The organism is Fibrobacter succinogenes, assembly GCF_902779965.1.
Taxonomy (GTDB): Bacteria; Fibrobacterota; Fibrobacteria; order Fibrobacterales; family Fibrobacteraceae; genus Fibrobacter; species Fibrobacter succinogenes_F.
On sequence record NZ_CACZDK010000001.1, the window covers coordinates 107,690 to 130,771 of the forward strand.

Sequence of the window (23,082 nt, forward strand, 5' to 3'; positions counted from 1 at the left end):
ATGAAAGAATTCAAAAATTCCCTCAATGGTTCTAATATGAAGGTGGCCATTGCTGTTGCCCGCTTTAACGAAGTGGTGACGGATCGCCTCCTCGAAGGTGCTGTTCGCGAACTCGAAACGCTTGGCGTTGCCTCGGACGATATCGCTGTGGCGCATGTGCCGGGCGCTTTTGAACTGCCGGGCATCTGCCGCCGTTTCGTGGATTCAGGCAAGTACGATGCCGTGATTGCTCTCGGCGCCGTTATCCGTGGTGAAACTGGACATTACGACGTGGTTGTGAACAATTCGACGGGTGGCATTGCGTCTCTCGCTGCCGAAGGCAAGATTCCGGTGATTCTTGGAATCCTCACCACCGATACGGTGGATCAGGCGATGAACCGCGCAGGTCTCAAGGCCGGGAACCTCGGCTGCAACTGGGCTAGAACAGCCGTTGAAATGGTAAATCTTTATAAGCAGATTGGGAAATAATTATGGCACAAGTAAGTTTTAGACCTGCTCGCGTTTTTGCGATGCAGCTGCTTTACGCGATGGAAATTTCTGGCGGCACGGTGGCCGATGCTCTTCCGGGCGTTCTCGATGCACAGCCGCTTCAGGACAACATGAAAAAGTACGGCATGAAGCTTGTCGACTTGGTCCTTGCACACAAGGCCGAACTCGATTCTGAAATCGAAGCTTGCTCCGCTCATTGGGGAATTGAGCGCATGGCGACTCTTGACCGTATTATTATCCGCATCGCGATGGTCGAACTTTTGTATGTTACCGAAGTCCCGATGAAGGTGGTTATTTCTGAAGCTGTGCAGATTGCTGCGAAGTTCAGCACGGATTCTTCGGGCACGTTCGTGAACGGGCTCCTTGCGGGGTTCATGCAGAAGCGTGGCATGGTTGCAAACAATACTAAGAAGGATGCATAATAGTTATGAAGATGAACGAAAAATGGTATAAACACCTTTTCGCCGGAATTGCTGGCTTTGTTGCTTTAATCGTTTACATGATGACGATGGCCCCGACTGTCTCTTTCTGGGACTGCGGTGAATTTGTCGCTTGTGCAAATACGCTTGGTATTCCGCATCCTCCTGGAACTCCGTTCTTCGTGTTTTTTGCCCGTGCGGTGATTCTCTTCTTGCCGTTCGTGGGTGAAATCGCAAAGCGCGTGAACTATATTTCTGTGGTGAGTTCTGCAGCGACGGTTTATGTAACGGCGCTCTTTGCATGGGAACTTTTGTCGACAGTCCTCAAAACGGACGCGCTTGCAGCAAAGATTTCTGAAAAGATGCGCATGTATGTGCTTGGCACCGCTGCTCTCGTGGCAGGATTTCTCCTCACGTTCTCCGATACGTTCTGGTTCAACGCTGTCGAAGCGGAAGTCTATGGTGTTGCCATGTTCATCCTCATGCTCGTTTCTTACCTCGGCTTGGTGTGGTACAACAAGCGCGAAGAAGCTAGCAGCGACAGAATCCTCATCTTTATCTGCTACATCGCATTCCTCGGCGTGGGCGCTCACCTTTACACGATGCTTACTGTTCCGGCCGTGTTTGCGCTCCTCCTTGTTGCTCAGCCGAAAAAGATTCCTGAACGTTTGCCAATCTGGATTACGGGTACGCTCCTTTGCTCCGTGATTTACCAGGTGTCTTCTTTCATCGAACTTTCTTTCCTTTGCCTTGCTGCCTTGGGCGTGATTCTCGGCGCTAGCAAGTTCCTCGGACTCAGCTTGGTCCGTAGCACGTTGGTTGGCCTTACGATTTTGCTCGGCGTGGCTTTGTCCATGATTACCGGCAGCTGGCTTGCGACTATCGGTATTCTCGTTGTCTTGGGTATTGCTGGTTATGCTTTGTATGCCGTGCTTGGTTGGAGAATCCCCAAGTCTAACGAAGGGGCTCTCAAGCGTAGCCTTCTCCTTTCTGTTGCCTTTGCATTCTTTGCTTTGGTTGGTTACAGCACGCACCTTTACATCCCGATCCGTTCGGAACTCAACCCGACGATTGACGAAAACGACCCGGAATTCAACATCCGCGACGAACAGGGCAACCTCCAGTTGAGCAACCTCTTCGAAGCCAAGAACTGGGAAGCTTTCAATGCGTTCATCGAACGTAAGCAGTACGGTTCCGAAAGCATGATTTCTCGTGCGTTCTACCGCCGTTCCCGCTTGGCTCACCAGGTGCTCTCTTTCCCGAGCATGAGCTACGGTGGTTACCAGATGGCCCAGTACTTGCCGACCAAGGTGGGTGGGGTGAACTATGCTAACGGAGTCTATACGTTTGACGCTTCTGAAAATGAACCGATTGAACGTTTTGGAATCAGTTTTCCGACGCAGATGTCATTCATGGGCGATAATGTCGCATGGCAGCTCATCTTCTTCTTGATTTTTAACGGTTTGCTTGTCGCAGTTTGTGTTTATGTCTATAGACGCAACAAGCATGTGGGTATCTTTATTTCGACGCTCTATGCGCTTTGCTCTCTTGGCCTCCTGTTCTACATCAACTTTGCTGATGGCTCCCGCATGGAACAGCGCGACCGCGATTACTGGGTGAGTGCCATGACGCGCAATGTGGCGGATTTGAATAACGCCGGTGCCGGCATCACGGCTCTCCCGGATCCGAACGAACTCATTGATCTTCGCCAGACGATTGAAACTTCCAAGTATGCGATTGAAAGACTTCGCATGACCAATGCGTCTGCTTCTCGTATCGCTGATTACGAAAAGAAAATTAGCGAAGCTGAAAACACGACCGCATGGAAGAACTGGCAAAAGATCGAAGAAAACTTCGCCCGTTTTGGTCAGCGCGCTCCGTTCCCGGAAGCCGTCCACATGGAAGTTCGCGAACGTGATTACTTCTACACGCCTGCATTTATTTTCATGAGCATGATTTATGGTATTGGCGCAGGCATTCTCGTGTTGCTTGCTGCAACGTCTGCAACGACTGCCGCATTTGCATCTCCGATTGCGGCTGCACTTGTGCTTGTTTCGCTCATTGTTCCGTGCGTTTCGAACTACAAGGAACATGACCGTTCTGGTCTTTGGGTTCCTTGGGATTATGCTTATAACCTCCTCAATAGCTGCCGCCCGAACGCTATTCTTTTCACGAATGGTGATAACGATACGTTCCCGCTGTGGTTTGCTCAGGAAGTTGCCGGTGTCCGTAAGGACGTGCGCGTGGTGAACCTTTCCTTGGGCAACACGGATTGGTACATCAAGCAGATGCTTACGAACGAACCGATTCTCAAGCTCTCTTACACCAAGGAAACCATCGATAACGATATGGTCCTTGACAATAGCAGCGCCAATAACCCGAACCACCTCGTTTCTACTTGGGTCCGCAAGGCCGAAATGCTTAAGCCCAAGCTCAAGGAACGTATTGACCAGATGGAATCTTCGTCTTTCATTTCCTCTGCTGATTCGGCTAAGTTGCTCCAGTTCAAGGTGAACTACCAGGTGTGGGATGCCTTTGCGGAATGGGCTAAGAGAAACCGCGCAAGCATGATGCTCACGCAGTACAAGCTTGTGATTGACCTTGCTCTCAATAACATGGATCGTCCGATTGAAATTTCGACGACGGTCGGTATGTCTAACTTCATGGGTCTTGAAAAGTACATGGTCCAGGAAGGCATGGTCTATAACTTTGTGAAGGGCGACCTCACGCCGAAGCAGAATGCTTTCGATGCCAAGGTTACTGCAAACATGATCGATAGCGTGTACAAGTTCCGCGGTCTCGGTGACGGCTCTGCCTTCATCAACTCCGAAACGGAACGCCTCCTCAGCAGCTATGTTTCGCTCTACTTGCAGATTTCCTTCGACGCTCGTGAAAAGATTGCGGCTCTCGTTACCAAGAAGCCCTTTACCAAGGCTGACAAGGAAGAAGTGGAACGTATTGCTTTGAACGCCGCTAAGTATCTCGAACTTGGTATGGCTCAGTTCCCGAGAGAATGGCGCAACTACTGGGCTGCTTCGTATGTGTATGCATCTGCCGGCATGAAGGATAAAGCTCTCGATGTCGTGAAGCGCGGTCTTGAAAGCATTCCGGCCTACGATGCTCCGGGTAAGAACCGCCTGATGATGAGCCTTCAGCAGATTGAATCCATTACGGATCCATCGCTCAAGGTTGACGAAGATTCAGCAACGCCCGCTGCCGAAGCTGCTCCCGCTGCTAACTAGTTTCGAGGTTTTGTAATGGATTTGAGCTTGGTTATCCCTGTTAAGGAAGAAAGTGAAAATCTTCCTCAGTTGTTTAAGGAAATTTGGGCTGCTATAGAACCGACGGGTATGGAATTCGAGGTTATCGCTATTGATGACGGTAGCCGCGATAATACCTGGGAGGTGATTGAAGGCTTGGCCAAGGAATATGGCGCAAAACCGAAGTCTTCGGTGAATGCGTTCCGTTTCCAGTTCAACTGCGGCAAGGCGGCGGCGCTCGCCCTTGGATTCTCCAAGGCGCGCGGCAAGTACGTTGCAACACTCGATGGCGACTTGCAGGATGACCCGCTCGAAATCCCGAAGATGATCAAGATTCTCGAAAGCGGTTATGACCTTGTATCGGGCTGGAAAATTCGCCGCTTGGATCCGTGGCACAAAACGATGCCGTCGAAGCTTTTCAACTTGACGGTCTCGATGGTTTGCGGCAAGCGCTTGCACGATTTCAATTGCGGTATCAAGGCATATCGCAATTCCGTGGTGCGTTTTATCCAGCTTTACGGCGATTACCACCGCTTTATCCCGGTGATGGCCAAGTGGCAAGGGTTCCGCATTACCGAAATGCCGGTGGCGCACCGCGCGCGCGTTCATGGCGTTTCCAAATACGGCGTGTCTCGTTTGGTGAGCGGCTTTTTGGACCTTGTCTCTTTGATGTTCATGCGTAGCTTTTCTTCGAAGCCGCTCCATTTCTTTGGCCTTGTCGGGCTGTTGTTGTTCGTTTTAGGCCTTGGCATTTGCGGTTATTTTGGCTATGAATGGATTCAGACGGGAGCTATGCATGTGCGTCCGCTCTTGTTGGCTGGCGCCTTCTCGCTTGTCATGAGCGTTCAGTTCTTTTCGCTTGGTCTTTTGGGCGAAATGATGAATGGCAGTAGAAAACGGACTTATCCGGTTTCTGATACCATTGGTGAATTGTAATTTTGTATAGATTTGTGTTTAGAGAGGTATTTAATGGCGTTCCCTAAGAGTTTGGTGATTGTTCCTACCTACAATGAGAAGGAGAATATTCTCCTCATCATGTCGGCAATTTTGGAACAGAATGATTGTCTTGAAATTTTGGTCGTGGACGACGGTTCGCCGGATGGAACGGGGGATCTCGTTCAAGCCGAAGCGGACAAGAATCCTAGAATCCATTTGATCCGTCGCAAGGGTAAGATGGGGCTTGGCTCTGCTTACGTGATGGGGTTCAAGTGGGCGCTCGAACGCGATTATGAACGCGTGTTCGAAATGGATGCTGACTTTAGCCATGCTCCGACAGACCTGAACCGCTTTTTGGAAACGGCCGAAAATGCCGATCTCGTGCTCGGTAGCCGCTATCAGGACCACCGCATTAGCGTTGTGAACTGGGACCTTCGCCGTCTAATCCTCAGCTATGGCGCAAATGTCTATACTCGCATTGTGACGGGCCTTCCGATCAGCGATGCTACGGGCGGCTTCAAGTGCTTCCGTCGAGAAGCTTTGCTGGCGCTCAACCTCGACAAGATGAAGAGCGATGGTTACTGCTTCCAGATTGAAACGACGTTCAAGATTTGGAAGAAGGGCCTCCGCGTCAAAGAAATCCCCATCATCTTTACGGACCGCACCCGCGGCACCTCCAAGATGAGCGGCGGAATCATCTCCGAAGCTTTCTTCCTCGTGCTGAAACTGCGACTGGGTTTAGCATAATTGAATAGTGGTTGGTGGTTAGGATTGTGATAAGAACGTTCCTTTTACATTCCTGTTTACTAGCCACTGTTTACTAACCACTTCCCACTTCCTACCGCCTACTTCCTACTGTCTACTAGCCTATGCTTTCCTGTTCCGTCATTATCATTTCGTATAACTCTTGCGATTTCATTCCGGCTTGCCTCAAGTCCGTACGTGATGCGTGTGAAGGGATTGATTCGCAGATTATTGTTTTGGATAACGGTTCCAACGAACCGATTATTCCCGAAATCAAGAATTTCTTCCCTGAAGTGGAATGGATTGACTCCAAGGAAAACTTGGGCTTTGGCAAGGGCTGCAATTTAGCAGAAAAGCATGCGACTAAGCCCTACCTGTTCTTCATCAATCCCGATACGATTATTTCGAAGAACGCCTTCCGCGAAATGCTTAATTTTATGGATGAGCATCCGGATGCAGGTACGGTCGGTTGCCGCATCTTGAACGAAGACGGTACAATCCAATGGGCTTGCCGCCGTTCGTTCCCGACAATTGTTTCTGCTGTGTCGAAGACGATTGGCCTTGCGGCAATGTTCCCGAAGAGCAAAACTCTTGCCAGCTATAACATGACGTACGCCGATCCGGACGAGATGATTGAAGTCGATGCCATTAGCGGCTCGTTCTTCTGTATCCGTCGCGACGTTTTCGAAAAACTGAATGGCTTTGATGAAGATTATTTCATGTACGGTGAAGACTTGGACCTCTGTTTCCGTACAAAGAAAATGGGCCTCAAGAACTACTACACGCCGGTCACGAACATTTTGCATTTTAAGGGCCAGAGCTGCCGCACGCGCCGTTGGGGGTCCTATGTGGACTTCTACAAGGCGATGCTTATCTTTGTGAAAAAGCACAGGGATCTTTATTTTGTCCCGAATTTCATCGTGTCTTTCGGTATTTTGTTCGCAGCGTTCGTGGGCATGTTCTCTCGACTCATCCCGAAGTTCTGGAAGATGTTCCTCGATTTGGGCGTGATTGCCGTGTGGGCGTTTACATTCTTGAATGGCAGTTCTGTGATTTCTCATGCTTGTTTCTGTGATGGAACAAACCCTTGCCCGGAAGAATTGGTCGTCAGGTATCCAATTTCTGATTTCGCACAGTTCCAAGACTGGTGGCTTGTAGGTTTGGTTGCCATTATCAATATGGTATTCCTTATTTTCCGTGGAGAATATACAGCATCAAGTCTCAAAGGTGAAAAATTCCTGCGCTATCTTGTTCCGCTGAACTTGCTTACCGTGGGTGGATATTCTGCATTCCGTTATTTTACCCAGATGCCTGTCGTCTCTGAAGATGGAATCTCTTATTGGCCGTATGATTTGCAATGGATTACCCTGTTCCTTTGCTCCAGCCTCTTTATCCCGTTTGCACTTTTGGCCTGGCGCCGCATTGCGTTCTGGATAAATTATTTCTACCGTATTTTTGCAAAAAAACGTCATCGTTCCATCTTGCTTGGTGGCCGCGAAGATTCCCTCAACAACTGGTTCGACAGCTACAACGTCATCCCGGGGATTGAAATCCTCGGTTGCGTGAGTTCTGAACCCGAGAACTTGAGTGAAGAAAACCGCAAGCATTTGTTAGGCCCTCTTTCTCAAATGGAAAATATCTGTAACCGCACCGGTTGTCGCGAGCTTCTCGTTGTTTCGAATTTTTCCGGTTATCGCGAAAATTTCGACATCAACTGGCTCGATAAACTGGGAATGTGCGTCTATTTGTTGATTGGAAATGGCAAAAATGGCAATTTTGCCCTCGTAAACCTTAAATATCTTCGTTAAAAACGCCCTTTTTTGTAAAAATTGTGTTATTTTTTTTATGAAAAATCGCAATAAAAAGGTTTTATGCTCGATTCTAAATTGTTAAGTATTCTTTGCTGCCCGGAAACGCGTCAGCCTCTTTCGCAGGCTGATGCGGATACCATCGCTCTTGTGAATAACGCTATTCAGGCGGGTTCGGTTAAGAACGTTGCCGGTGAAAATGTGGCCGATATTTTAACGGAAGCCCTTGTGACACCAGACGGATCTCGTCTCTATCCGGTTCGCGAAGGAATACCTGTACTTTTAGCGGATGAAGCTGTTCTTCTTCCATTGGAGAAATGATGGCTGTAACGTTGGATTCTCTCAAAAAGGCTATAAAAAAGAATAAGGGGCGTTCTCAGGCTATGGCCTGGCTTGCCGATATGGAACGCGCTTCTGGTGATTATGAAGCTGCCCTTAAAACTGTCGATGCTGCTCTTGCGGCGTATCCGTCCGATGTTCCGGCTATGTTGGTCCGAGCCAAAATCTTGGCCGGTCAGCAGGATTTTGCGGGAAGTATCACCGAATACAAGAAGGTGATTGCCAAGGATCCTTTCTGCCTCGCTGCACACAAGAGAATGGGCGAGTCCTACGATAAGCTGGGCAAGGAAACCGAACGCAATGCCTGTTTCCGCCGTGTTCACGACATGGATCCGCTGGACACGTTCTGGAAAGATGAATACGATGTACAGATCGAAGAAGATCAGTCTGTCGCTACTATGGCTCCGCCACCGATGGACGATGAAAGTTCGTTCACGATGGATTTGGGCAATGAACCTGAAAATACGGAAACGTCTGAAGAAGAAGACAATGTCTTTGCCGATCTGGCTTCGTCACTTTCGAATGCGGACGATGAAGACAGTTCTTCAATGGATGCTTTACGCGATTCCTTGGATATTGCTTCGGATGAACTCGCTAAGAGTGGTGCTGTTTCTGAAACCTCGAATTTTGACGACAATGCCCTAGATTCAAGCGAAGTGACTTCGGCTATTTCTGGAATTTTGGGAGGGGACGAAGATTTTGATTTGTTAGGAGGGGCTTCCAAAAAAGAAGATTCTGCTGCGTCATCTTTGTTCTCTAGCTTCTCGGATGACGAGGAAAAAAAAAATCTAGATGAACCGGCTGAGTCCGATAATCCGTTTGAAAGTCTTGTAGAAGATAAGCCTAGTGAAGTTGTCGAAGAAGCTCCAAGTGAAAATCTTTTTAGCTTGGATAGCTTGGACGAACCTCAGGTGGCAGAAGAACCTGCGGAAAAGCCTGCTGAAAGCGCTGCTTCTCCTATGCACATGGAATTTTCGGATGAAGAAGCCGAAACTGAAAGTGCGGAAGCCAATCTATTTGATTTAGATGATAGTTTGGATGAAACGCCGAAGACCGAAGAACCTTTGATGTTTGAAGAAACTCCAAAGGTCGAAGAATCTCCGGTGGTTGAGGACGCGCCTAAGGTTGCGGAAGCTCCGAAAGCTGAAGAACCTGAGACAAACGTCAATGACGCATTTTCTTCCATTTTCGGAGAAGATGATCTTCCGGAAGAATCTATACCGGTAGCTGAAAAACCGGTAGCAGATAAACCAGCATCCGAGGATTCTGATTTCAAATTTGAAGAACCTGCTGCTGAACTTGCTGAATTTGCGGCTCCGGCCGAACCGGCTGTAGAAGAGCCTGTCGCTGAAAAAGCTGCTCCAATATCGTTGGATGAACTTGCTGAAGAAGACTCCTTTAGTAGCTTGTTCGAAAAGTCCGCAGATGCAGACTTTAGTATGGATGAAAAACCTGCTGAAGAACCGTCCGTTACTGAAACTGTAGAAAGTGTAAAACCGGCAGCTCCTGCCGAAGAAGAATCGTTTGGTGGTTTGTTCGAAAAGTCTGCTGATGCAGATTTTAGTATGGACGAAACTCCTGCAGAAAAGCCTGTAGAAGCAGCACCCGAGGAAAGTAAACCTTCGGAAAACGATGTGCCTGCAACGCACATGGCTTTTTCCGAAGAGGAATCTCCATCTAAATTAGATGATAACTTTGTTCTTGATTTAGATGAACCGGCAGAAGAAACTGCTATTGAAAAAGCTCCAGTCTTTGAAAATCCCGCTGCAGAAGTTGCCGTCGAAAAGAGCCCTGTAGTTGAAGAATCTGTTGTTGAAAGTGCTGCTCAAGCAGCTCCTGCAGCGGCAGAAAGTTCTGCTGATAATGTGGATGGCGCTTTTGATGCTCTCTTTGGTGAAGACGAACTCTTTGAAGAGCCGCCTGCAAAGGCTGCTGCTGTCGAAGAACCAGTTGCAGAAGCTCCAGTGATTGAAGAGGCTGTTTCAGAAAAGCCAGTCATAGAGGAAACTCTTGCTGAACCTGCTATTGCTGAAAGTGCAGCGCCTGCAGAAACCGTTCAAGAACTAGCTCCTGCTCCAGCTGCGGCAGAAAGTTCTGCAGATAATGTGGATGGTGCTTTTGATGCTCTCTTTGGTGAAGACGAACTCTTTGAAGAGCCGCCTGCAAAGGCAGCTGCTGTCGAAGAACCTGTTGCAGAAGCTCCCGTGATTGAAGAGGCTGTTTCTGAAAAGCCAGTCGTAGAGGAAACTCTTGCTGAACCTGCTGTTGCTGAAAGTGCAGCGCCTGCAGAAACCGTTCAAGAACCAGCTCCTGCTCCAGCAGCGGCCAAAGAAGAAGATGTCGCTAAGGAAATGGGGGGCGCCTTTGCCTCCATGTTTGGCGATGAAGATGACTTGGATTTGCCTGAAGAAAAAACTTCGTCCAGTTCTGCTCCGTCGTCGGAACCGGCTGAAGTTGCCTTGGCTGAAGAACCGTTGAGCCAAGAAGCAACTGGTGCCGAAATCGAAGAAAGCTCTGTAAAAGAAAGTGCAAAGGATAACGTCGAAGACACTGTTGAAGAATCTTTTGAAAACATTTTTGGTGCCGATGCCGACGACGATCTTCCTGAAGAAAAAGTTGAAACGGTAGCAAAAGCAGCGCCTGCCGCAGCACCGGCTGAAAAACCGGCTCCGGTAGAACATCCTGTTGAAGCCGAAAAACCGGTTGATGAGGTCCAGAAGCCGATTGAGGAATCTTTCGACAACATCTTTGGAAGCGCTGACGACGATCTTCCTGAAGAAAAAGTTGAAACTGTAGGAAAAGCAGCGCCTGCCGCAGCACCGGCTGAAAAACCGGCTCCGGTAGAACAGCCTGTTGAAGCTGAAAAAAAGGTTGCCGAAGTCGAAAAGCCTGCTGAAAAGGCTGAAAAAGCTCCTTCTGCAGAATTAGATTCCATAGACTCCGAAGTTTCAAACGCTTTCGCAGGCTTGTTTGATGAAGATGATTCTTTGCCGGAATCGGATGTGCCGAACAACAAGGGCGTTGATTATCTGATGTCCGGTGATTCTGATGATGAAGTTTCTGCAAGTCTTGTCAATAATGCTGAAGCTCCGTTGTCTCGCGGTGCTCCTGATTTGGACGACAGCCTGAATACACGTACGCTTGCCGACATTTATATGGAACAAGGTGTTTACAACAAGGCTCTTGAAATTTATGCGGATCTTGCAAAGAAGGATCCGAACAATGCTGAAATCAAATCGCGGTTGAGCGAAATAGAAAAGCTTTGCCGTGAAAAGTTTGGAGAAGGCTAATATGGCAGAACTTCGCATTGAACAGCTCTTGCGTGAAATGGTGAACCGCAAGGCGTCTGACTTGCACTTGCGAGTTGGCGTTCCGCCGGTTTACCGTATCAATGGTACATTGCAGAAAATTTTTGACGTGCGTATTGATGGTGCCATGATGGATTCTTTCTTGGATGATATCATGAACCGCGACCAAAAGCAGCGTTTCGAAACGAACAAGGAATGCGACTTTGCTGTGGGCGCCCGCGATATGGGCCGTTTCCGTGTGAACGTGTTCCGTCAGCGTGGTACGATTGCCGTTGTGATTCGTCATATTAAGGCTACGATTCCTCCGTTCGAAGAATTGCATTTGCCCGAAATCATTCGCGAGTTGGCTTTGACAAAGCGCGGTCTTGTGCTTGTTACGGGTACGACGGGTTCTGGTAAGTCGACGACGCTTGCGTCCATGATTGACTACATCAATCAGAAAGAATCCGTGAACGTCATTACGGTTGAAGACCCGATTGAATACCTTTATAAAGACAACGTAGCGATTATCTCGCAGCGTGAAATCGGCGTGGACACTCTTTCGTATGCAAACGCACTTCGTGCGGCGCTTCGTCAGGACCCGGACGTGCTCCTTGTGGGTGAAATTCGTGACTTGGAAACGATGCAGATTGCTTTGACTGCTGCTGATACGGGCCACATGGTGTTTGCGACCATCCATACGACGAACGCTGTAGAAACAATCCATCGTGTGCTTTCGATGTATCCGCCGCACCAGCATGACGAAATTCGTCTCTTGCTTGCTGAAGTTCTCGCGGGCATTATTTCGCTTAGACTTTTGCCGACCAAGGATGGCAAGGGCCGTGTGCCTGCTGCTGAAATCCTCGTGAATACGGGTGCCATCAAGGAATATATCCAGGACAAGGATAAGATTGACATGGTGGAACAGGCTGTTGCCGAAGGCCACATCCAATATCATAGCCAGACGTTCGACCAGGCGCTTTTGGAACTTTACCAGAACGAACAAATCTCGCTCGAAACGGCTATGAATGCTGCAACGAATCGCGATGACTTTGATCTTAAGATTCGTGGTATTTCTGGTACATCTGACCGCGGCTGGATGTAGTTAGTAGACAGTAGGCGGTAGGCAGTAGACAGAAAATTGCAATAAGAAATTTTTTGTCATGTCGATTTAAAAGATGTTTGTAATTGAAAAAGGCGAGCAAAAATGCTCGCCTTTTATCTTTAGTCTTTCGTCTGTAGGGCCTCTACGGCCCGTTCTTTCGTCTACTTCGTATAAACGCATCTGTCGTTACTGTTTCCGAAGCAGGTCTTGTTCATGCCGCTCACGCTGTTTACGACACTTGGCTTACCAACGCTAGACACCATCTTGCTTCCGGAGAAGCTTGGCTTGAACGCGATTTCGGAAGTGCCATAGTAGTCGTTAGCTGTGAAGTTTACGCTATACTGCGTGCCTTCTTCGGAGTTGTTTGTGCCGAATCCGAGAAGTTTTGCGTTTGCAGAAATGTTTGTGGTTCCGTCGGAATCGACCATGCCGCCCATACCGCCGTTCATGCGGCATTCCACGACGATTACACCGCCAGAAATCGTAATGTCACCATTGCTGTCGACACCGTCTGTATCGCCTGTGCCTACGTAAATGTAGTGGTAACCGCCCGTAACCGTGAGTTTGCCGGTGCTTCCGCCACCGGGACCGAAGCCTCCGCCGCTGAATCCGCCTGGGTCGCCGCGACCTGTGTTGCCACCGGTCGATGTAGACGTTCCGCCAGCAGCATTCCAGCCATCATCCGTGGTGATGACGCTTGTAATGCCGCCTTCAAGGTGCATGTCCGGGGATTCCATGCCTTCGTAGGCGAGGGTGACGCTGATGTTGGCTTTGTCCTTGACATAGAGCGCTTTTTCGGCATGGACTCCATCGTCATCTGTAGCAACGGTAACGGATCCGCCTGAAACAGTAATGGTTCCGCTGCTGTGGAGGCCGTCATCGCGGCTGTTGATATCGATAATGCCTGCGCTGATGGTGATGCTCGAATCGCCCTTGATACCCTTCATGCTTTCGGTCGGAGAGCAGGAACTGCCGCCCATTCCGCCTGGGCCACCGCGACCAGAGCTGTTTCCTGCGTTGTTTGTGGGATCGCTAAGGCAGCTGTGGCCGCCGCCTGCTGTAACCTTGATTGTCGGGGATGTCGATTCGCCATTAGCAATGACAACTGCATTGGCAGCGGTGATGCCGTCGAATGCAGAATTGATGGTGATTTCGCCACCCGTGATTTCGATAGAACCCTTGCCGGATGCTAAATCTGTAGCATCTTCGGTATCGCTCTTGATGCCATCGCCTTCAGTCGTAGTGATATTGATTGTGCCACCGCTAATGGCTACAGTTTCTTTGCCTTTAAGACCGTTGTTCTTGGCTTTGACCGTAATGAGGCCGTTCTTGATTCTCAAATCGTTGCTGGTGTGGATGCCGTTATTGTAGTTGCCGTTGACAACGAGCGTTCCTTCGCCTTTGATGGTGAGGTCGTCCTTGGCGTAAATGCAGGCTCCTGTTGTATCGATTTTGACTTCGCCGTTGTCGTTGGTGTAGCTGTAATTTTGGGTTCGGGTGGCGGCATCGCTGAAGGTATTGGTCGTGCCGTTCTTTGCCACAACGAAAGCTTTGTTTGCCTTCTGGATGTAAATTGGAGCGTCTACCGTATTGGTGAGCGTGAGTCCTTTCATGTTCAGGTAAACGGTGGTATCGCTTTTTGCGGTTGAAACTAAAATTTGTGCATCGCTTCCGGAATAGCTTCCGCTAAAGTCGTATTCACCGCCGCAGGTGATTTTTACGGAACCGCCCTGAATGTTTACGCAATTCCCGCCGTTGGCAACTGTTGCGCCGCCTGCGGCGTAGGTGATGACCGGGCGCTCGCCGGTATTTTTGTTAATTTGTTCGCTTTGCTCGCTAGAGGAACTCTGTGCCGTGGGCGTTGCGGAACTGCTGGAATTTATGCTTGGAGTTACGTTGCTCGAAGAACTCTTGCCGCTCGGCTTTGTGCCGTTGCTGCTTGAAGATGCCGTGGTTGCGCTGCTTTCCGGTGATTCTGTTGGCGTGCCGGTTTCGGAATCGCTAGAAGTAATATCAATGTAGCCCTCGTCTGCTGTAGAAGAGGAACTTTCGCTATCAATCCCTGCGATGGGGTTGCCTGTGTTGTATAAATCAGAATTCGAGTCAGAACAGCTCGTGAGCATTCCTAGCGAAAATCCTGAAATGCAGCCCATGATCAAGATTCTTTTATTCATGTTTTATATCTCCCATTCATCATTTCTTCAAAACATATATTTCGTCAAGGAACATTAGAATAGAGGATTTCTGCTTTTTGGGTGACGTTTCTTTTTAAAACGGAACAAAAGGTTCCGAACGGGACGAAATGGGTCAAAATTTTCATTTTTCGCGGAGAATGCGTATGAAAATGCTACATTATTGCAATGGATTTTAAGAAAATTATTCCCTTTTTATCATCTTTCTTTCTTTTTGCTGGCGTAAGCGGTTCTATGGCTGCTTCGCCGGTGATTGAACCCGAACGCACGTTCAATTTGCGGACGCTCGAAACGGCACCGATGCTGTTCGAGTACCACCGACAGACGGTTGGAAACGAGCGCCAGTATTTTACCTACCCGCGTAGGGATACGACGTTCCGCAAGAACTTCGTGAAGACTGAAGGGAATGCGCTCTTGTACTATGATAACTTGCGCGGCGCAGGTATTTTAGGCAACGGACTCCAGTTCAAATGCGACTCTGCGGATACCGCTTGTGCGGCAAAGGCAACTGCTCTTGAAAATGCCATTCCGCGTGCTGCTATTGCGGCAAGCATTGTCGGTGGTATTGATTATCGCGGTGGCGAGCATATCAACGATGTGGATCATAGTAGCAGCAGGGTGGGGAAGACTGCCGGCGACACGATTTGGCCGGGAATTGACGGGGGCCTTTATGTGCGTGGCTTTGTTGATTCTGTTGACTTCGTTTTGGATGCCCGTATTTATAGTGAAGGTCATTCTGCGAAAAGGCCTCGCTCTTTTGACCGGGAATTTTTGGAAATTCAAAATGATGATAAAAAGTCCGGTGCAGACTACACAAGCTATGCTCGTTATCGTACGCATTTTGCGTTTAACTACGATTGGCTGCGTCTAGACTTTGGCCGTGACGTGATGCATTGGGGCCCTGGTTATTACAACAACCTCTCATTAAACCAGTTTGCGATTCCGTACAATATGATGAGCTTGGACTTGATGATTGGTCCTTTGCGCGTGATGAGTTTTTATGCGGACTTGCGTATTTATAGTAGCATGGATCTTCGAAATAAGGATAGTACGCGAAATCTCTTTGGTCACCGCTACGAACTTGCTGTAGGGAACGCTACGTTTGGTATTAGTGAACTTACGGTACTTCATGATGATATGAAACCATGGCTGTTTGTTCCGACGGCTCCGCTGTTCATGGAAAAAGGGAATTATGCGGAATCCAGCAACAATGGTTCAATATCTTTTGATTTCAACTACCGCTTGTTTAATTCTGTTCGTCTTTATACAGAATTTTTCTTGGACGATATGGATTCGCCGATTAGCCTAATCAGAAATGACAATATCGAAGCGAAGTGGGCTTGGATGGCGGGTTTCCAAGCAGGGCATGATTTTTATATCAAGGGGCATAAGCTTGAAACGGGAACGATTTTTGAATATGCCCGTGTAGAACCTTATGTTTATACGCATTTTAAAAAGAATACCGCTCAAGTGGCTCACTTAGGTTATCCGCTTGGAAATCAGGGCGGGCCGAACAGCCGCACGATTGACTGGAATCTCTTTGCTCGCTTGGATGGTCACATTTTTGCATCGGTCCGTCAGACTTGGTTCTGGAAAGGGACTGATTATGGCAGTTCCGTGAACGATACGACTCCGGATTCGGGTCATATGTTAAAGCATAAGAGCTTTTTGAAGGGTGCTAAGCTCAAGTATTCGCTCACTCCTGCAATCAGCTATGACGGACAGCGTTTCTCGTTTATGGGCGAGTTGACATTGATTGACGACCGTAAAACCTACATCCGCGCCGGATTCAAATTCTAGACGATAGGAGTAGACTGTTAACAGTAGGCAGCCCTTCGACAGGCTCAGGGAACTGATTAGGTTGGTGTGCTTGCCGAACCATGCCGCGATTATAAAACTTTTCACTTTCTACCGACTACTTCCTACTGTCTACTAATCACTAACCACTAACCACCAACCACTAGCCTTTGTTTATGAAAAAGCCTGAACTTTTAGCACCTGCGGGTGACCTTGTGCGAATGAAGTATGCGTTTGCTTATGGTGCAGACGCTGTATATGCAGGGCAACCTGCTTTCTCGTTGCGCGCTCGCGAAAATGGTTTCAAGAACTTGGACGACCTTGCCGAAGGCATCGCCTATGCGCATGAACATGGCAAAAAGTTTTACCTTACAAGTAACGTCATTCCGCGAAATGTGAAGGTGGAATCGTTCCAAAAGGCTTTGAATGCAGCTTTGGAACTCAAACCTGATGCGCTTATTGTTGCGGATCCGGGCTTTGTGGGTTGGCTTTTGAAGGAACATCCCGAAACGGAAGTGCATTTGTCTGTGCAGGCGAATACCACTAACTACTTGGCCGCTTCGTTTTGGAAAAATCTAGGTGTTCGTCGAATTATTTTAAGCCGTGAACTTCGTCTATCTGAAATTTTAGAGATAAAGAAGCAAGTTCCAGACCTTGAACTGGAAGTGTTCGTCCATGGCGCTGTTTGTATGGCAATGTCTGGCCGTTGCATGCTCTCGAACTGGGTGACGCACCGTGACGCCAATCAGGGCGCCTGCGATAACAGCTGCCGCATGCCGTATCGTTTGTACGCGAACTCCGGTCCACAGGTTGAGGACTATCGTGAACACGAAGGCTCGTTTACGCTCCAGCGCACGGATCGCCCTGAACTGGACCCGATTGCGCTCGACGAAGACACTTGGGGAACGTACTTTATGAGTAGTCGCGACCTTTGCGCCTTGGATGTAATCCCGGAACTTGTGGCGGGCGGGCTTGATTCGTTCAAGATTGAAGGCCGTACGCGCTCGGTTTACTACTTGAGCCAGGTGGTTCGCGCTTACCGTATGGCTATTGATGCGGTTGCTGCCGGGAATCCGGTGCCCGAAGAAAGCCGCCGTGCAATTCGATTTGTCGATGGGCGAGGCTTTATGCCGGGATTCTTGCGTGGTCCCTTGCCGCAGAATTACGAGGCAACGCATGTGGATGCCGAAGGCGGCTGTGTTGCAGCTCAGGTCAAGGATTTTGATGCGGCTACTGGCGCATGCCTTGTGAACGTGAAGAACCCGTTTTCGATGGATGATACCTTAGAACTCATGACTCCCGACGGAATGAACCCTGTTGAGGTCGAAGAACTACTAGATTTTAGGGGCGCTGCCGCTGATAGATTGAATCCGGGAACTGAAGGGCGAGTTTTTCTGGGAAAAAATACCTTAAAAAACGAAAAAAACGCCAAATTCAGCTTTCTTGTGAAAAAATCGAAGGCTTAGCAGTGCATTAATAAAATAGATTTGTGTTATGGCTGTCGATGAGGCGACAAAAAAGCAGGACGAGTTAGAACTTTATCAAATTGATGATAAAGCTATCGTCCCATTCTTCCAGAAACATCTGGAGGAATTACGGCAGTTCATTCACGATCACGAACACAACAATCTTTGCTTGTTGGTGTTGCTGAAACAATTTATTCGTACTTACCGCATGCCGTTCAATATGCAGCGCTATATGGAAGTCCAGAGGACTTTTATCCAGCGCTCTTTGCACGACAAAATTCAGGACCGCCAGCAGGCGGTAAGCCATTGGATTCAGGAATTTGCAGGCCGGCACCGCAACCGCATGATCCAGCTGCAATGCTTGTATCTTGATCGCGTTAAGGACCGCTTGCTTCCTGAAATCGAAAAACTGCTCGAAAACCGGATTGACCATCTGCAAGAAAAACTCGGTGAACAAGGTTCTGAACAAACTTCGCACGATTCCACGAATCCATAAATGAAAAAAATATGGATTCCTGCCAGTTTATCCTGGATTTGTTCCGGGACGGGGATGATGTTGTTTTATGCTAGTAACATAAACTAGTTTTGTTCCACAATCCGCTGCGCTCTTTCGACTGTAAATTACGTTCTATGATACAGCATGTAACTCAGTGAAAATCAACAAGTTACATTTTTCTTATTCGTAAAAAGTGCCTTTTTTACGCAAAAATCGCCGTTTTGTGTAAAGTTTGTATGTTTAATGTAAGAAAAATCTTGTCAAGGGATGTTTGAAAAAATACCTGTTGATAACTTGTGCTAATAATAAGTGATAATTTTGTTGCACATACGTTCGTAAGGATGGTGTAAATTGGAAAAATTTGGATAAAAATTGTTTTTAAAAAATTATTGCCGATTTTGAACAAAAAATGGACATTTAATTTTTTTTTCGTTTGTGGCGCTTGTTCTTGCAAAATCCTTTCTTATTTTTTGCTTGCTCTTTTATAATCTTGACTGGTTTTTTAGATCGTGGATAATACTGTTTCTTTGTTGGATATTGCAGAGTCGCCCTGGCAACAGGTGCTCGACCGCGTGCGTTCGGAATGTAAGGACTTTTTTGGTGCCGTGATTCTTGACGCTCTTGGTTACGAGGGAATGTGCAATGGCTATGCCATGCTTACAGTTCCTGACGAGCTTCGCGAAAATTGGGTAAATTCCCATTATGGGGATTTATTGCGCAAGTCCTTTACGACTGTATTCGGTAGTGAATTTGTTGATTATCGCATTCGCCAGATTGCGCCTTCGGATCCGATTCCAGAAATCAAGCTCACGATGCCTGTTATCCCGAAGGTTGTACAAGCTCCGAAACCGGTAAAGCGTCCGAAACAGGCTTTATCGCTTTATGCACGATATACGTTTGAAAACTTTGTCGAAGGGGAGTGCAATTCTACCGCATTCCGCGCTTGTCAAGCGGTTGCCGAAAATCCGGGCGATCCGTCCTTGAATCCGTTGTTCGTGTATGGCGAAAGCGGCCTCGGCAAGACTCATTTGTTGCAGTCTATTGCTGCTAAGATCCAGAAAAGCCGCCCTGAAGCTTCTATTGTTTATTGCCATGCTTACGATTTCTTGCGCGATGCTACTGCGATGGCTTCTGCCTTGCACAACAAGACGGGCAATGTGCGTGAACTTGCTCAGAAGTTCCGCGAACGCTATGAACTTTGCGATGTCCTTTTGCTCGATGACGTGCAACTCTTGGAAAAGGGCCTCTGGACGCAGGAACGCCTTGCCATATTGATTAGGCATTTGCGTGCCGAAGGCAAGCAGGTGGTGATTTCTTGTGACCGTCATCCGTCCAAGTTCAAGGTTGTCGATACGGATTGCGATCGCAGTGCTTCGAAATCTTCTATCCCGAGCATTTCCAAGAAGCTTTTGACTCCGCTTGAATCTTGTGTTGCCGTGGGTATTGACGAACCGGATCTTGCAACCCGCATGCATTTGATTAGTAAAAAATCTGAGGACTTGCCGTTTGCAAAGGCAGACCGCGAAGAAATTTGCCGTTACCTTTCGATGCCGCCTCGCAAGAACGTGCGCTTGATTGAAGGTCTTTTGAATTTCCTCGGCGCGATGAACATGTTCTGCAAGGCTGATTTGAACTTGAATAGCGTCAAGCGTCTTGTGGCTCCGTCAGAACATGGTGGCCATGTGGAACTGACGGCCAAGAATATTATTGAAGCAGTCGCGCTGGAATACCGCGTTGAAGTTTGCGAGCTTTCGTCGAAGCGCCAGTCTGCTTCGATTTCTACACCCCGCAAGGTGGCGATGTTCCTTTGTCGTGAATTGACGACGGACTCGCTCCAGAATATTGGTGCTATGTTCTGTAGGGACTATGCCACTGTAATCGCCGCCATAAATTCCCTAAAAAAGCAGATGGAAAAGGATGCGTCCCTTGCAAGACGCATTCAAGATATCCGTTATATGTTGGAAGCCTAGCATGATTGCTTTATTGACGGGTGGCGCCGGCGTCGTAGGGAAGGCGTTGTGCCGGGAACTTATAGCACGGGGCGTGTGTGTCCGCGTCTTGACGCTTCCGGGCGATTCTTTGGCGAAGTCCTTACCGAGCGAGGTGGATGTTCGTTACGGCGATGTGACCGATTTTGATTCTATTCGAGGGGCGTTCGAAAACGTTGATGTCGTCTATCACTTGGCGGCAATTCTTTTATCGACAAAACGCGGTGCGTTTGAACATGTGAATACGGACGGCACGCGAAATGTGTTGGAAGCTAGCAAGCTTGCAGGTGTTCGCCGTTTCCTTTATGTTTCGAGCATTTCGGTGACGTATCCGGTGCTCACTCCTTATGGCGAAAGCAAAAAGAAGGGCGAGGCTTTGGTGCAGGCGTCTGGACTCGACTGGACGATTGTGCGCCCGACGCTTGTGATTGGCGATGGGGGCGGTGTCGAGTTCAACATGTTCCGCGATTACGTAAAGCGATTCCCGGTTTATTTTATGCCGGGTGGCGGTAAGTGCTTAAAACGCCCGGTCCGCAGTGTGGACTTGGTCAAGGGAATTGCCGTGGCAGGGCTTATGTCGAGTGCGGTGGGGAAGACTTACGCTCTTGCTGGCTCGACCGTGATGACGATGGCGGAGATGGCGGCGCATGTTTTGAAAAATGCCGGGATGCGCCACTTGATGATTCCGCTGCCGTGGTGGATTTCGAAACGGCTTGCCGTCTTGAAAAACTGGATTGGCGGCGAGCGCGTGTCTGCCGAGCAGGCTTTGGCGGGATTCTTGTACGATGCCGCCCCGTCCATCAAAGAGGCTGAATGCGACCTCGATTACCATCCGGGCAGCCCGTTTTGAGTGCTTAGAACTTTGGTTCGGCAAGCTCACCAACCTTATCGAGGTCCCTGAGCCTGTCGAAGGGCCAACTAAGTTCTAAGAGCGCAGCGGGCTAAGTTCTGCCAACTTAAAAAACTTCTATATAATACATTTCTCTCAAAATTGGGCGCTTTTTGGCATTTTCCCTGTATAAATAGTAAATATATATTGGTCTAAATTAGACTAAATAAATTATATTAGTTACCATGAATAAGAAAAAATTGCTTGCTCTTTTGGTTTCCTCCGCATTCCTTTTTGCTGCATGCGGTGAGGACGATCCGGTTTCTCCCAACAATAAAGAAATTTCGTCATCTTCTGTTGCTGAAGACGATGATTGCGATTCCGCTAAATGCAACGAAAAGTCTTCTTCTTCAAAATCCGTAGATAAGAAGTCTTCGGATTCAAAGGATGGTGACAAGAAATCTTCAGATTCCAAGGACGAAAAGAAATCTTCTTCCTCCACTAAGGATGAAAAGTCCTCTTCTTCTGTCAAGGATGAGGCGAAGTCTTCTTCGAGTGCTGATGCTCCTAAGTCTTCTTCATCTTCTGCAGCTGTTCCTGAAGGACCTCGTGCTGCAAAACTTACGGACCTGGAAAAGAATATTGAACTAAAGCTGTTCGATCAGACGGTTTACCTTTCTACCGGTAGCAAGCTGGGTCTTGTCGCTCTCCGCATTCCGGATGAAATGTGGTTGGTGACCTATACGGATTTTGCAAATGGCGAAGTGAAGTTTGTCGATGGCAATGTCGGCAAGCAGTATGCAGAAACGGATGCCGTTAAAAAGATTTTGGAAAAAGTCAAGACCGGTATAACGATTTCGTTCATTGTCGATAAGGATGGCGTCGTCAAGTATGCGGTCAATGGCTCGAAGGAATATAGCGAAGCTGTAAAGGCTAGCGTTGCGGTCCTGAAGGGCAAGGTTTCCAAGGCCGAAGATATTAAGGACAAAATTTACAAGTGCACCGATGGCGACACCACAAGAACTTTCACGTTCTTTGACAATTCGTATATCGTTGAAAATGGAGTTGGTGATAAAGTTGCCTATTGGATTGGCGGCCATTATGATATCCAACGTAGCACGTTGTTGATGCGTCCGGCGTACTATAACAAGTCTGTTTATTCGATGTTCACCTATTCTGTTGGAACGGATAACACTATCGCTCCGTCTGATGGCAAGGCTATGAACTGCAATGTCGAAGCTAGCGATTATGCATATGAAAAGGCTAGCGATTTTGTCGGTGAATGGCAGGCTTCTAATAACGGCATTGATTGGGAATTCTCGCTCAAGGCTGATGGAACGTTCGAACTGGCTGCTTTTGAAGGCAATAAGAATGTCGAATCTAAGACCGGCGTTTGGGAAGTTTATGGTTACCACATGATGATGCGTAACACGGGCTGCTTGCATCGTGAAACGTGTACATCGAGCATTCATGGGCAACTCCAGACAGGACCGATCGATAAAGCAACCAACAAGATTAGCGGATTCTCGTTCATCCATAGTGACCCGGATACGCCGAAGATTCCGACCTCCTTTGACGCCCCGCAGTACGAGTAGTTGTGTTTAGAACTTAGACAACTGCGTAAGGCGAGTGAAGCAGGATTGCTTGCAAGCCTATTTAACGCTAAAGCGTTGTCTCTTGAGCTCTCAGAAATAGTCAAATATTTTTTGACTGCTTCATTCGCTTTTCGAGACTTTCCGAGCCTAGCAGTTGAGATTAGAGCGAAGTGATAATCGCACTTAGAACATTACTCTTCCCTCTAAGTTATGCGAACTAAGTTCTAAGAGCGGAGCGGTCTAAGTTCTGCCAACTTGCATTTTATAATGCGTTTGAAAAAAGGCATCGCTCATGTGCGGTGCTTTTTTTTATTTTTCCAGCATAGAGGATA

16 protein-coding genes are annotated in these 23,082 nt (G+C 48.1%); 15 read left to right on the forward strand and 1 reads right to left on the reverse strand.

Translation table 11 applies throughout. The features are described from left to right. From ribH to HUF13_RS00555, 9 genes are all read left to right on the forward strand, one after another. Entirely contained in the window at positions 1-468 is a 468-nt protein-coding gene (gene ribH, locus HUF13_RS00510; RefSeq protein ID WP_173473306.1) for a 6,7-dimethyl-8-ribityllumazine synthase, read from the forward strand. A 2-nt stretch (positions 469-470) separates the two neighbouring features. Beyond that, on the forward strand, positions 471-911 hold the full coding sequence (gene nusB / locus HUF13_RS00515) for a transcription antitermination factor NusB (RefSeq protein ID WP_173389538.1): 441 nt from the start codon (positions 471-473) through the stop codon (positions 909-911). A 5-nt stretch (positions 912-916) separates the two neighbouring features. Further along, complete coding sequence (locus HUF13_RS00525; RefSeq protein ID WP_304038665.1) at positions 917-4,150, forward strand: DUF2723 domain-containing protein; 3,234 nt, start codon at positions 917-919, stop codon at positions 4,148-4,150. Positions 4,151-4,165: 15 nt separating this feature from the next. Beyond that, positions 4,166-5,104, forward strand: coding sequence for a glycosyltransferase family 2 protein (locus HUF13_RS00530; protein WP_173473307.1), 939 nt, complete (start codon positions 4,166-4,168; stop codon positions 5,102-5,104). A gap of 33 nt (positions 5,105-5,137) precedes the next feature. After that, the gene (locus HUF13_RS00535; RefSeq protein ID WP_173473308.1) at positions 5,138-5,851 is read left to right on the forward strand and encodes a polyprenol monophosphomannose synthase; all 714 of its coding nucleotides are present in this window, start codon (positions 5,138-5,140) and stop codon (positions 5,849-5,851) included. A 122-nt stretch (positions 5,852-5,973) separates the two neighbouring features. Then, positions 5,974-7,656 carry a glycosyltransferase family 2 protein gene (locus HUF13_RS00540; protein WP_173473309.1) on the forward strand — a complete coding sequence of 561 codons (1,683 nt, stop codon included), beginning with the start codon at positions 5,974-5,976 and terminating at the stop codon, positions 7,654-7,656. A 63-nt stretch (positions 7,657-7,719) separates the two neighbouring features. Further along, a complete protein-coding gene (locus tag HUF13_RS00545; protein ID WP_173473310.1) occupies positions 7,720-7,977 on the forward strand; it encodes a Trm112 family protein in 258 nt (85 codons plus the stop codon). Beyond that, the gene (locus HUF13_RS00550; RefSeq protein ID WP_173473311.1) at positions 7,974-11,285 is read left to right on the forward strand and encodes a lipopolysaccharide assembly protein LapB; all 3,312 of its coding nucleotides are present in this window, start codon (positions 7,974-7,976) and stop codon (positions 11,283-11,285) included. The genes HUF13_RS00545 and HUF13_RS00550 overlap by 4 nt, the downstream gene beginning before the upstream one ends. A gap of 1 nt (position 11,286) precedes the next feature. After that, a complete protein-coding gene (locus HUF13_RS00555) occupies positions 11,287-12,387 on the forward strand; it encodes a type IV pilus twitching motility protein PilT (protein WP_173389544.1) in 1,101 nt (366 codons plus the stop codon). Between the two features lie 161 nt (positions 12,388-12,548). Here HUF13_RS00555 and HUF13_RS00560 read toward each other — a convergent pair whose 3' ends face one another. Continuing rightward, positions 12,549-14,561, reverse strand: coding sequence for a carbohydrate-binding domain-containing protein (locus HUF13_RS00560; RefSeq protein WP_173473312.1), 2,013 nt, complete (start codon positions 14,559-14,561; stop codon positions 12,549-12,551). Positions 14,562-14,813: 252 nt separating this feature from the next. On the opposite strand from HUF13_RS00560, the gene HUF13_RS00565 reads away from it, so the two are divergent. From HUF13_RS00565 to HUF13_RS00590, 6 genes are all read left to right on the forward strand, one after another. Continuing rightward, positions 14,814-16,379 (forward strand): hypothetical protein, encoded by a 1,566-nt coding sequence (locus HUF13_RS00565; protein WP_304038666.1) that lies wholly within the window; start codon positions 14,814-14,816, stop codon positions 16,377-16,379. Positions 16,380-16,552: 173 nt separating this feature from the next. Beyond that, positions 16,553-17,842: a U32 family peptidase C-terminal domain-containing protein gene (locus HUF13_RS00570; RefSeq protein WP_173473314.1), complete on the forward strand. Its 1,290-nt coding sequence runs from the start codon at positions 16,553-16,555 to the stop codon at positions 17,840-17,842. Between the two features lie 28 nt (positions 17,843-17,870). Then, complete coding sequence (locus HUF13_RS00575; RefSeq protein ID WP_173473315.1) at positions 17,871-18,338, forward strand: hypothetical protein; 468 nt, start codon at positions 17,871-17,873, stop codon at positions 18,336-18,338. A 509-nt stretch (positions 18,339-18,847) separates the two neighbouring features. Then, positions 18,848-20,308 (forward strand): DnaA ATPase domain-containing protein, encoded by a 1,461-nt coding sequence (locus HUF13_RS00580; protein ID WP_173473316.1) that lies wholly within the window; start codon positions 18,848-18,850, stop codon positions 20,306-20,308. Between the two features lies 1 nt (position 20,309). Beyond that, positions 20,310-21,176, forward strand: a complete 867-nt coding sequence (locus tag HUF13_RS00585) for an NAD(P)H-binding protein (RefSeq protein WP_173473317.1) — start codon at positions 20,310-20,312, stop codon at positions 21,174-21,176. A gap of 224 nt (positions 21,177-21,400) precedes the next feature. Then, positions 21,401-22,750, forward strand: coding sequence for a hypothetical protein (locus tag HUF13_RS00590; RefSeq protein ID WP_173473318.1), 1,350 nt, complete (start codon positions 21,401-21,403; stop codon positions 22,748-22,750). Positions 22,751-23,082 lie beyond the last annotated feature (332 nt).

Excerpts from the sequence above, each read along its gene's own strand:
- ribH (WP_173473306.1), top strand. The coding sequence starts at position 1 with ATGAAAGAATTCAAAAATTCCCTCAATGGTTCTAATATGAAGGTGGCC.
- HUF13_RS00590 (WP_173473318.1), top strand. The coding sequence starts at position 21,401 with ATGAATAAGAAAAAATTGCTTGCTCTTTTGGTTTCCTCCGCATTCCTT.
- HUF13_RS00545 (WP_173473310.1), top strand. The coding sequence starts at position 7,720 with ATGCTCGATTCTAAATTGTTAAGTATTCTTTGCTGCCCGGAAACGCGT.
- nusB (WP_173389538.1), top strand. The coding sequence starts at position 471 with ATGGCACAAGTAAGTTTTAGACCTGCTCGCGTTTTTGCGATGCAGCTG.
- HUF13_RS00575 (WP_173473315.1), top strand. The coding sequence starts at position 17,871 with ATGGCTGTCGATGAGGCGACAAAAAAGCAGGACGAGTTAGAACTTTAT.
- HUF13_RS00525 (WP_304038665.1), top strand. The coding sequence starts at position 917 with ATGAAGATGAACGAAAAATGGTATAAACACCTTTTCGCCGGAATTGCT.
- HUF13_RS00570 (WP_173473314.1), top strand. The coding sequence starts at position 16,553 with ATGAAAAAGCCTGAACTTTTAGCACCTGCGGGTGACCTTGTGCGAATG.
- HUF13_RS00550 (WP_173473311.1), top strand. The coding sequence starts at position 7,974 with ATGATGGCTGTAACGTTGGATTCTCTCAAAAAGGCTATAAAAAAGAAT.
- HUF13_RS00565 (WP_304038666.1), top strand. The coding sequence starts at position 14,814 with ATGGCTGCTTCGCCGGTGATTGAACCCGAACGCACGTTCAATTTGCGG.
- HUF13_RS00530 (WP_173473307.1), top strand. The coding sequence starts at position 4,166 with ATGGATTTGAGCTTGGTTATCCCTGTTAAGGAAGAAAGTGAAAATCTT.
- HUF13_RS00560 (WP_173473312.1), bottom strand. The coding sequence starts at position 14,561 with ATGAATAAAAGAATCTTGATCATGGGCTGCATTTCAGGATTTTCGCTA.
- HUF13_RS00535 (WP_173473308.1), top strand. The coding sequence starts at position 5,138 with ATGGCGTTCCCTAAGAGTTTGGTGATTGTTCCTACCTACAATGAGAAG.
- HUF13_RS00555 (WP_173389544.1), top strand. The coding sequence starts at position 11,287 with ATGGCAGAACTTCGCATTGAACAGCTCTTGCGTGAAATGGTGAACCGC.
- HUF13_RS00540 (WP_173473309.1), top strand. The coding sequence starts at position 5,974 with ATGCTTTCCTGTTCCGTCATTATCATTTCGTATAACTCTTGCGATTTC.
- HUF13_RS00585 (WP_173473317.1), top strand. The coding sequence starts at position 20,310 with ATGATTGCTTTATTGACGGGTGGCGCCGGCGTCGTAGGGAAGGCGTTG.